Raw genomic sequence first — 10,692 nt, forward strand, 5'->3', positions numbered from 1 at the left:
TCCATCAGCCGGCCGATGTCGAGCGACAGCGATTCCAGCGGATTGCCGCCGCCCTGCTGGCCGCCGCGGCCACGCGGCGCGGGCGCGCCGCCCTGGCCGGTGTCGGCGCGGTTCAGCAGGTCGGACAGCCAGCCGTCGCGGCCCTGATCGGCGCTCGCGGGCGAGACCGGCGGGGCCTCGGTGCGGCGCGAGGAGGGCATGCCGAGGTCCGGCGGCGGGAGCGTGGAGGCGCTGCCGCTTTCGCGCACGCGCGTCTCCCCGCCACGGCCGCCGACGGCAGCCATCATCGGCTCTTCCTGGCGCTGCACCGACGCGCGAGCGGTCGTGCTCACGTCGAGGCCGCGGCCATGCTGGGCCACGATGCGGTTGAGCTCGGCGAGCGCCTCGATCTGGTCGACGATCACCTTGCGCATCTGCGCGGTGCTCTCGGCGGCCTCCTGCGGCATCTCGAGCACGCCGCGGCGCAGCTCGTTGCGGGTGGCCTCGAGCTCGTTGTGCATCTCGAACGCCATCTGCTTCATGCTGGAGACGAGGTTGGCGAACTTCTCGGTCGACTGCTTGAACATCGCGTCGGCTTCGTCGGTGGTCTGCCGATAGATGTCGTGCATGGCGTCGATGGTCTGCTGGTGCTCCTCCGCGGACGCCGCGCGCACCGCCTCGAACTGACGGGTGATCGCGGCGGAGCCTGCGCCGGCGGTCTCCGCGACCACGCGGGCGATGTCGCGGGCGCGTTCCTCGGCCGCCGCGAGCGACTCATCGAGCAGGCCGGTGAAGCGCGACAGCCGCTGGTCGAGATCCGCGGTGCGCAGGTCGATGGTGGTGACCAGCGATTCCAGTGCCTGCTTGCGCTCGGCGAGCGAGGCGGTGGTGTTGCGGTTGCTCTGCTCGACGACGGACGCGGCGTCGACCAGGGCCTTGCCATGCGCGTCGAACTGGCTCGACAGTTCGCCGAGATCCGCCAGCGCCTTCGTGGTCTTGGAGTTGAAGACGTTGAGCTGGTCCTCCAGCGTCTGGGTCGCGGCGCCGTTGCGGACCGTGACGTCGTTCATGGCCGACACGAAGTCGGCGACGCGGGTCACCAGCGCACGCTCGAGCGAGTTCAGGTTGTCGTGTGCGCCGGTCAGCACCTCCTGCAGCAGGATGTTGCCTTCACGCAGCCGCTCGAACAGCGCGACGGTGTCGGTGCGCAGGATCTTGCTGGTCTCCTGCATCTCGGTGACGGCCGCGATCGAGACCTGCCGCGACTGGTCGATCGCCGCGCGCGAGGCCTGCTCGAGGTCCCGGAGCGACTTGTTGACCGCGCCGGTCGCAATCTCGCTCGCCGAGGTGATGGTCCGCGCCACTTCGCCGCCGTTGCCCATCATCGACTGCGCGAAGGCCTGGCCGCGCGTCTCGATCGACTTCAGCGCGTCCGAGGTGACGCGGTCGATGTCGAGCGTGAGCTGGCTGGTCTTGGCGCCGATCGCGTCCACCAGCGTGCCGCGCTTGCCGTCGATCATGTTCGACAGCCGGTCGGCCTGCTGCTGCACGTAGGTGACGATCTCGTCGGTCTTGGCCGTCATGGCCTGGCCGAAGCTGCCGCTGGCGGCGAGCACCGACCGCTCGACGTCGGCCGAGCTCGACTTGACCCGCGCGGTCGCCTCGTTCGAGGCGGTGATCAGCGCGTTCTGGGCGGTGAGTGCGCTGGTCTGGATGTCGTTGGTCGCGTTCGCGGTGGCGGTGCCGAGCGAGCGCTCGATCTCGGTCGAGATCGCGCGGATCTGGCTTGCCGCGTCCGCCGACGTCGCGGTGAGCGAGCTTTGGGCCTCGCGTGCGCTGTTGAGGATCGACGCCGCAGTATCGGCGCCGACCGCGGTCAGGGTGCGCTCCACGTCCGTCGCTAGCGACTTGACCTGGCTCGCGGCCTCCGCGGACGCCGTCACCAGCGCGTTCTGGGCCTCGCGGCTGCCGGCGGTGATGGCCTCGACGGTGGCGCCGCTTGCCACCGACAATGCGCGCTGCATCTCGGCCGCGAGCGACTTGACCTGGCTGGTCGAGTCGGCCGAGACCGCGAGCAGGGTGCTCTGGGCGTCGCGGGCGCTCGTGCTGATGGTTTCGGCAGTCGAGAGGCCGGCCTGCGACAGCGAGCGCTGCACCTCCGCGACGAGCGACTTGAGCTGGCTCGAGGTCTCCGAGGAGGCCGTGACCAGCGTCGTCTGCGCTTCGCGGGCGCCGGCGGTGATCGTCTCGGCCGTGCTGGTACCGGCGATCGAGAGCGACCGCTGCACGTCGGACGACAGCGTCTTGATCTGATTGGCGGTCTCGGTCGAGGCCGCGATCAGCGTGCTCTGGGCGTCACGTGCGCCCGTCGTGATGGTCTCGGCGGTCGACATGCCGGCCTGCGACAGCGAGCGCTGCACGTCGCTGGCGAGCGTCTTGACGTGGTTGGCCGCATCCGAGGACGCGGTGACGAGTGTGGTCTGCACCTCGCGGGCGCCGGCCAGGATCGAGGTTGCGGTCGCCGAGCCCGCCGCCGACAGCGTGCGCTCGACGTCGGTCGCCAGCGCCTTGATCTGGTTGGCGGCTTCGCCGGACGCCGAGACCAGTGTCGACTGCGCCTCGCGGGCGCTGGTCAGGATCGAATTCGCAGCGCCCGTGCCGACCGCGGTCAGCGCGCGCTCGACCTCGGACGAGGTGAGCTTGAGCTGTGCGTTGACGTCGGAGGACACCGTCATCAGCGACTGCTGGGCGGTGCGCGCGCCGGTCTGGATCGTCTCGCTGGTGTTGACCACGAGATTGGTCAGCGAGCGCTCGGCGTCCTCGACATGCGAGCGGATGGTGGTCGAGATGACCTCCGCGCGCGACATCAGGTCCTCGCTGGCCTGCCGTCCGCTGCTTTCGATGCGGCCGGCCACGGCCTCGACGCGCGAGCCGAGCAGGTCCTCGAATTGCGCCACGCGCATGTCGATGTCGGAGGCGACCGAACCGATCTTGGTCTCGATCGCCTGGTGGATTTCCTGGAACCGCGCGGCGACCGTGTCGGTCAGATGCGTGCTGCGGCCTTCGATCGTCTCGGTGACGCCGGTGATGCGGCGGTCCACTGCTTCGATCGCCTGCGCGGTGCCGTCGGTCAGCGTCGAGGTCAGGCGGCCGAGGCGCGAGTCGATCGACTGGATCGCCTGGGAGGCGCCCTCCGTCAGCGTGGTTGCGAGCGTTCCAAGGCGGTTGTCGATGGTCTCGGTGACGGACTTGGCGCGGGTGTCGAACGACTGTTCGAGCGTGAAGATGCGGCCGCCGAGCTGCTCGTCGAAGGTCTTGATGCGACTCTCGATCGAGGTGTCGAGGTTGGTGACGCGCTCGCCGAGCTTGGTCTCGTACTCGACCAGGCGCTGGTCGAGCGCGGCGGTGATCTCGCCGCCGTTCGAGGTGAGGCGGGTGTCGAAATTGTCGACATAGGTCTTGAGCGTGTCGGCGATGTCCGCCGTGCGCTGGCCCATGCGATCGACGATCTCGCCGCCGAAGGTCTTCACCGTGCGGTCGAACTCGGAGATGTGGCGCGTGATCAGCGCGCCGAGCGTGCCGGAGTCGCGGGCGAACTTCTCTGCGAGCTCCGAGCCCTGGTTCTTCACCAGCTCGTCGAACGCGCTCATCTGCAGCGACAGCGAGTCGTGAGCGGTCTCGGTCTGGCTCACGACCTTGGCGACCAGGGTGTTGACGGTGGCATCGAGCGCTTCGCTCGCCTTGTCGCCGGAGGTCATGATCTGGCTGGCGAGCCGGTTGCCGGCGTCGTCGATCTTGCTGGAGAGGTCGTTGCTGCGCAGCTCGAGCTCGAGCAGCAGCGAATCGGAGGAGTTCTTCAGGGAGTCGTGGACCTGCTCGGTGCGTTCGGAGATGCCGTCGACGATCGCGGTGGAGCGCTGCTCGAACTCGCCGGTGATGCGGTCGATGCGCTCGTTGAGCATCTCGTGGACTCGGTCGGCGAGGTCGACGAACTCGTCGTGCACGTGGCCGGTCTTGAAGTTGAGGCTCGTGGTCAGCCGCTCGCTGGCATCGAGCACTGCGCGGGTGGTCTCGGCGCTGGCTTCCTCGAGGCGGTCGAGCAGATCGCCGCCGCGCTCGCCGAGCGCCAGGATCATGTTGTCGCCGGCATGCGAGAGCGCGCCGGTGATGTGCGCGCCGCGCTCTTCCAGCGCGCCGGTGATGCTCTTGGCGACCTCGTCGACGCGCGAGGCGATGGCGTCGGAGATCAGCGCGATATCGTGACGCAGGTCGATCTGCACGCCGGAAATGGCGCTGCGCACCTGCTCGGCCTGGCCGACCAGGTTGTCGCGCTGATGGGCGATGTCCTGCAGCAGCGCGCGGATGCGCACTTCGTTGTCGGAATAGGCGCGCTCGAGAGCGGCGACTTCGTTGGCGACGAGCGTCTCCAGTTCGCCGGCGCGCGCGATCGCGCGCTCGATGCCGTCGCCCATGGCCGCGACCTCGCGGCGGATCGCCTGACCGACGGTCACCATCGAGTCGGAGGCCGAGCCTTCCGGATCGGAGAAGCGGATGGCCACCTGCGCCATCGCCTGCGCGATCATGCGCATTTCCTGGCCGCGCCAGACGAGGCTCGCGAGGAAGAAGAAGAGCATCACGGGCGCGAAGAACATGGCGAGCAGGCCGGCGACCACCAGGGCGCCGCCGCTCTGGCCCATCGCGGCCTGGATCGAGGGCAGGAAGCCGATCGTCAGCGCGGCGCAGGCCGCAAGCCAGATGCCGGCGAACACGGTCGCGAAGGTGTAGACGCTGCGGGCCGGGCGGCCCTTCTGCAGCGCCTGCAGGATCTGGCCGATGGTCTCGCGGTCGTCGTTGGCGGCGCGGCGCGCACCGCGCGGTTCCTCGATCGGTTCGAACACCGCACGCTCGTTCGCGGCAGGGCGCGTCTCGAAGGTCGGCTCATCGAACACTGGCGGGGCCGGCGGCGTCACCGAAGGCGCCGCCTCGCTGCGCGTCGAGGCGCTGCGGCTGGTGTCAGCGGCGGTATCGCTGATGTTGAGGGCTTCCTGGATCGCAGAAAGCGCCACTTCGGTGGGGTCTTTGACCTTCTTGGGAGTGTTCGCCATGTTCAGTCCGAGCCCTCGTTACTTGTACGCGTCCCCGCGAGCCCCCGCGCGCCGCGCAAGCCCACAGACCGGTTCATGCCGCTTTGTACGGATCAAAGCCCGTCTCGCCCCGGACGGCTTGTCCGCCAATTTCCACAAACATCCTATTGGCTGAGCGGGCCGAAAGAAATGCCTGCGATTAAGACAATGTTAATCATCGTTAACAGGATCGGGTCGTAACGCCTTAGCAATGAATGCAATTCTCCACCGGACTCGCCGGATTGCGGCAACTTTTCGGCAATAAATCGGCGGAATTGGGCAAAGCAGGCCTAACCTTGCGTTAACCATTTCCGTGATTGGCTGAGCGTCCGAGCTTCGCCGCGCACCGGCGAACGGTCCGCGATGCCGGGGCCTTTGCCTATGACGCCTGATCTTCAACGGATGGTCTGGATGCCGTCGCCGCCGCTCGCTCCGCTCGACAGCCCGCTCGACCTCGACCATCTCGTGCGCATGACGCTCGGCGATGCCGAACTGGAGCGGGAGGTGCTCGCGATGTTCGCCGAGCAGTCGACGCGGCTGGTCTCGGCGATGACGGCGCTGCCGGCGGACACCGCTGACCTCGCGCACAAGCTGAAAGGCTCGGCGCGCGGGATCGGCGCCTTCGCGGTGGCGGATGCCGCGGCCCGTCTCGAGGCTGCGATTCGCACCGGCGACGAGGCGGCCCGCGCGCTCGCCGCGCTGAAGGAGGCTGCGGCCGAGGCCCGCGCCGCAATCGAGGCGATTCTTCGTCGCGCCTGAGCTGTCGGTGAAACTGTTCCCGCGAGTTGCCGACGGCCGCAGCCATTTGTTTTGACAGGCATTCCTCACGCGAACCTATCCCCCAATTTCGCACGAAAACGCTATGGCGCGCGGCCGGTCGACCCGTTATAGGACAGCCCGGACCCTCCCTATTTCCTTCGATCCCGGCAGCACGAGCACATGGCCAAGATTCACTTTGTCGATCACAAGGGCGAAACCCGCACGGTGGAAGTCGAGAACGGCGCGACCGTGATGGAAGCCGCCATCCGCAACGGCATTCCCGGGATCGAGGCCGAATGCGGCGGCGCCTGCGCCTGCGCCACCTGCCACGTCTATGTCGGCGAAGCCTGGCGCGAGAAGGTCGGCAACCCCTCGCCGATGGAGGAGGACATGCTCGATTTCGGCTTCGACGTGCGGCCGAATTCGCGCCTGTCCTGCCAGATCAAGATCACCGACGAACTCGACGGGCTCACGGTCTCGACGCCGGAGCGGCAGGCCTGATCCTCTTGCCTTGCGCAGGGCCGCGCCGGAACGCGGCTGCGTATTTTCCTGGACCGTGCGTCAGTGGCCCGGCGAGGCGACCGCGACGCCGCGCTTGTGCCAGGGCCTTAACTTCTCGATCAGTTCCGTCGTCAGCGGAGTCGGCCGCCGCGTCGCTTCGTCGAGCAGGACGCCGACCGAATTCGCGGAGGCGACGCAGGTGCCCTCGGAGAACACCACCTGCTCGAAAGTGACCGAGGTGCGCCCGAGCTTCACCACGCCAAGTCCCAGCTCGATCTTGCCCGGCCAGTGCAACTCTGCGCGGAAATGGATGTCGAGTCGCACCATGATCCAGGCGAGGCCCGGCGGCGTCAGCCCGTACTGCGGAAGCTTCATCAGCGTGACGCGGCCGGTCTCGAAATAGGTGGCGTAGACCGCGTTGTTGACGTGCTGATTGGGGTCGAGATCGCCGAAGCGGACGTTGTCGCTCAGCCGAAACGGAAAATCCTCGAGGCGCGGCGTCCGGTCGAGGCGGCTTGGTGCATTCACCGATTGATCTCCGTCATTTTCTTTTCCTTACAGCCCAGTTATCTGGCCCCGGCAAGTGGGGTCCAGGGCAGGGCGGCTCGTCATTTCTGCCTTCCCTGATCCTGTTCCGTTGGCTAGACAGGCGTTGGCCTCCGCGACCGGCCGGGCGCCGTCCAACCCATCAAGACGATCTCCGTCAAGACGATAAGAGACGACATGAGCGAAGCGATCAAAACCGACGTGCTGATTATTGGTGGCGGCCCCTGCGGACTGTTCGCCGTCTTTGAGCTCGGCCTCCTCGACATGAAGGCGCATATTGTCGACATCCTCGACAAGGTCGGCGGCCAGTGCGCCGAACTCTATCCGGAAAAGCCGATCTACGACATTCCCGGCATTCCGCAGGTCTCCGGTCAGGGCCTGACCGATGCGCTGATGGAGCAGATCAAGCCGTTCCACCCGACCTTCCATCTCGGCGAGATGGTCGAGAAGGTCGAGAAGATCGGCAATCCCGGCTTCCGCGTCACCACCGATGCCGGCAAGGTGTTCGAGTGCAAGGTACTGGTGATCGCTGCCGGCGGCGGCTCGTTCCAGCCCAAGCGTCCGCCGGTGCCGGGCATCGAGGCCTACGAGGGCACCTCGGTGCACTACGCCGTGCGCAAGATGGAGACGTTCCGCGACAAGAACGTGCTGATCGTCGGCGGCGGCGATTCCGCGCTGGACTGGACGCTCAACCTGCATCCGCTCGCCAAGCGCATCACGCTCGTGCACCGTCGCGACGACTTCCGCGCCGCGCCCCACAGCGTCGAGCAGATGCGCGCGCTGGTCGCGGCCGGCAAGATGGATTTGCGGATCGGCCAGGTCACCGTGCTTGACGGCGCCGATGGCAAGCTCGCTGGCGCCACCGTCAAGGGCAACGACAACAGCGTGACGCAGGTCGCCTGCGACGCCATGCTGCCGTTCTTCGGTCTGACCATGAAGCTCGGGCCGGTCGCGAACTGGGGCATCGCGCTGGAGAACAATCTGGTGCCGGTCGAGACGAGTGCGTTCGAGACCAACGTGCCGGGCGTCTTCGCCATCGGCGACATCAACACCTATCCCGGCAAGATCAAGCTGATCCTGTGCGGCTTCCACGAGGGCGCGCTGATGGCGCAAAAGGCCCATCGCTACGTCTATCCCGAGAAGCGGCTGGTGTTCCAGTACACGACGTCCTCCTCCAGCCTGCAGAAGAAGCTCGGGGTCAACTGACCCCGGGGGCCGGAACGCGTCGGCAACCCCCGCTCGTGGCGCTGGAACCACCCGCGAAATAGCCTTAGTCTGCGGCCATTCCAGTCGCGGGCCAGACGGATGATCATGATGCGGAATTTCATTTCCAGCTTTCGACTGCCGTCTCTTTTCGCGCTCGTCCTCGCACTGGCGCCGGTGACTCCGGGCCGCGTTGCGGCGCAGGCGCCGCAGCCGTCGGCCGCTGGCCTCTGGCAGAAGGTCGAGGACGGCAAGAGCGTGGGATGGTTCCTGTTCGTCGACCACGATGGCGTGTTCGAGGGCATCATTGCAAAGACCTTTCCGCGCCCCGGCGACGATCCGAACGAGGTCTGCTCGGCCTGCACCGACGATCGCAAGAACGCGCCGGTGCTCGGGCTGTCCTTCGTCCGCGACATGAAGCGCGAGGGGACGGGTCTGAAATATGACGGCGGCAATGTGATCAATCCGCGCGACGGCAAGGTCTACAAGGCCAAGATGTCGGTCAGCCCGGACGGCCAGACGCTGACCATGCGCGGCTATCTCGGCATCTCCCTGTTCGGCAAGGACGAGGTCTGGACCCGCCTGCCGGATGCCAACATCGCCCAGCTCGATCCCGCCATCGTCGCCAAATATCTCCCGGAGCAAGCCGCCGTGCAGAAGCCGGCTCCTGCGACGAAGAAGGGCCCGGCCATGGCGCCGGCGAAGAAGTAGGCAGCGAGCTCGTTCGGGATGACGATGCGAGACGGCTCGTAGCCCGTATGGAGCGAAGCGGAATACGGGGATGGCTCGGTCCCGGGTATCGCTTCGCTCACCCGGGCTACCGAAGGGCCCTCAACAGTAGTCGCCCGGAATGAACTTTGGCGCCGGTCTCGCATAGTCATTGGCAAAGCCGCCGGGGGAGCGATTCGCTATCTCCACGCCTGCAGCCGATGCGTGCAGGCGAATAGCGGCGCTTGCACCCTCGCGGAACCCGACCCGCGGAGACCACGACATGCCCTCGCGACTGACTGCGGCGCTGCTGCCCGGCCTGATCGCCGTGCTCGCGACATCGGCGCTGGCGCGCGACGACGGCCGCTTCGCCAATTCGCCGCTGAAACCCTGGTTCGAAAGCCTGCATTCGGAATTCGGCCCGTGCTGCTCGGATGCCGATGGCTACGTGCTCACCGATGCCGACTGGGAATCCTACCAAGGGCATTTCCGCGTGCGGATCGACGATGAGTGGGTGATCGTGCCCGACGGGGCCGTGCTGAGGCAGCCGAACAAGATCGGCCGCACCATGGTGTGGAAGCACTACATCGACGGCCATCCGCGCGTGCGCTGCTTCATGCCGGGCAGCATGACGTAGCTGCCGGGTCAGCGTCGAACTCGAAACCTCGCGGGCAACGATCCCGGAGCCGGAATCTGGACTCACGTCACCGGAGCGGGATTGAACAGCGTGAGATCGTTGTGGATGCCCCAGCGGTCCGACCATGGTTTGATACGGCCGGAGGCGACGTCGAGGATCAGGCGGAACAGGTCCCAGCCGGTTTCCTCGATGGTCTTCTCGCCGGTGGCGATGCGGCCGGCGTCGAAGTCGATCAGGTCCTTCCAGCGCCGCGCGAGTTCGCTGCGGCTCGCGACCTTGATGACGGGCGCGGCGGCGAGGCCGTAGGGCGTGCCGCGGCCGGTGGTGAAGACCTGCAGCGTCATGCCGCTCGCAAGCTGCAGCGTGCCGCAGATGAAGTCGGATGCCGGCGTCGCCGCAAACAGCATTCCCTTCTGCGTCGCCCTCTCGCCGGGCGCCAGCACGCCCGCGATCGCGGTCGAGCCCGACTTGACGATCGAGCCCAGCGACTTTTCGACGATGTTGGCAAGCCCGCCCTTCTTGTTGCCGGGCGTGGTGTTGGCGCTGCGGTCGGCGCCGCCACGGGCGAGATAGGAATCGTACCACGCCATCTCGCGCACCAGCGCGCGGCCGACATCCTCGTTGATCGCGCGGCGCGTCAGGAGCTGGATCGCGTCGCGCACCTCCGTCACTTCCGAGAACATCACGGTGGCGCCTGCGCGCACCAGCAGATCGGCGGCAAAACCGACGGCGGGGTTGGCGGTGACGCCGGAGAAGGCGTCGCTGCCGCCGCATTGCAGCCCGATGACGAGATCGGCAGCCGGACAGGTCTCGCGCCGGCGCTTGTCGAGCACCTTCAGCCGCGCTTCGGCTTGCGTCATGATGGCCTCGACGATCGCGCCAAAGCCGTCAAAAGCCTCGTCCTGCATGCGCACGATGGCGTTGTCGACGCCCTCGGGCACCAGCCGTTCCGGCGCGAGCTTCTCGCAGCCGAGACCGACGACCAAAATCTCGCCGCCGAAATTCGGGTTGAGCGCGAGGTTCTGCAGGGTGCGGATCGGCACCACCGCATCGGGCGCCGATATCGCGACGCCGCAGCCATAGGCATGCGTCAGCGGCACGACGTCGTCGACGTTGGGGTACTTGGGCAACAGCTCGGCGCGGATGCGCTTGACGGCATATTCCATCGTGCCCTTGACGCACTGGACCGACGAAGAGATGCCGAGGATGTTTTTCGTGCCGACCGAGCCGTCGGCA

At 67.1% G+C, this 10,692-nt stretch carries 8 protein-coding genes; 5 read left to right on the forward strand and 3 right to left on the reverse strand.

Going from position 1 to position 10,692, the window contains the following annotated elements; translation table 11 throughout:
• Window positions 1-5,084 (reverse strand): negative regulator of septation ring formation (locus KGM94_RS19460; protein WP_300263098.1); only part of this gene is annotated, 5,084 nt, incomplete at its 3' end.
• Window positions 5,085-5,483: 399 nt separating this feature from the next.
• On the opposite strand from KGM94_RS19460, the gene KGM94_RS19465 reads away from it, so the two are divergent.
• Window positions 5,484-5,861 carry an Hpt domain-containing protein gene (locus tag KGM94_RS19465; protein ID WP_300263101.1) on the forward strand — a complete coding sequence of 126 codons (378 nt, stop codon included), beginning with the start codon at window positions 5,484-5,486 and terminating at the stop codon, window positions 5,859-5,861.
• Window positions 5,862-6,041: 180 nt separating this feature from the next.
• A complete protein-coding gene (locus KGM94_RS19470) occupies window positions 6,042-6,362 on the forward strand; it encodes a 2Fe-2S iron-sulfur cluster-binding protein (protein WP_300263103.1) in 321 nt (106 codons plus the stop codon).
• A gap of 60 nt (window positions 6,363-6,422) precedes the next feature.
• On the opposite strand, the gene KGM94_RS19475 is transcribed toward KGM94_RS19470, so the two are convergent.
• Complete coding sequence (locus KGM94_RS19475) at window positions 6,423-6,890, reverse strand: thioesterase family protein (protein WP_300263105.1); 468 nt, start codon at window positions 6,888-6,890, stop codon at window positions 6,423-6,425.
• Window positions 6,891-7,085: 195 nt separating this feature from the next.
• Here KGM94_RS19475 and KGM94_RS19480 point away from each other — a divergent pair, with 195 nt between their 5' ends.
• The 3 genes from KGM94_RS19480 (at window position 7,086) to KGM94_RS19490 (ending at window position 9,456) form a co-directional block, all read left to right on the forward strand.
• Complete coding sequence (locus KGM94_RS19480) at window positions 7,086-8,114, forward strand: NAD(P)/FAD-dependent oxidoreductase (protein ID WP_300263107.1); 1,029 nt, start codon at window positions 7,086-7,088, stop codon at window positions 8,112-8,114.
• Between the two features lie 108 nt (window positions 8,115-8,222).
• Window positions 8,223-8,822 carry a DUF2147 domain-containing protein gene (locus tag KGM94_RS19485; RefSeq protein ID WP_300263114.1) on the forward strand — a complete coding sequence of 200 codons (600 nt, stop codon included), beginning with the start codon at window positions 8,223-8,225 and terminating at the stop codon, window positions 8,820-8,822.
• Between the two features lie 280 nt (window positions 8,823-9,102).
• Window positions 9,103-9,456 (forward strand): hypothetical protein, encoded by a 354-nt coding sequence (locus KGM94_RS19490; protein ID WP_300263110.1) that lies wholly within the window; start codon window positions 9,103-9,105, stop codon window positions 9,454-9,456.
• Window positions 9,457-9,518: 62 nt separating this feature from the next.
• On the opposite strand, the gene garD is transcribed toward KGM94_RS19490, so the two are convergent.
• On the reverse strand, window positions 9,519-10,692 hold a 1,174-nt coding region (gene garD / locus KGM94_RS19495; protein ID WP_300263112.1), incomplete at its 5' end, for a galactarate dehydratase.

The organism is Bradyrhizobium sp. (assembly GCF_028868675.1).
In the GTDB taxonomy this organism is placed as follows: domain Bacteria; phylum Pseudomonadota; class Alphaproteobacteria; order Rhizobiales; family Xanthobacteraceae; genus Bradyrhizobium.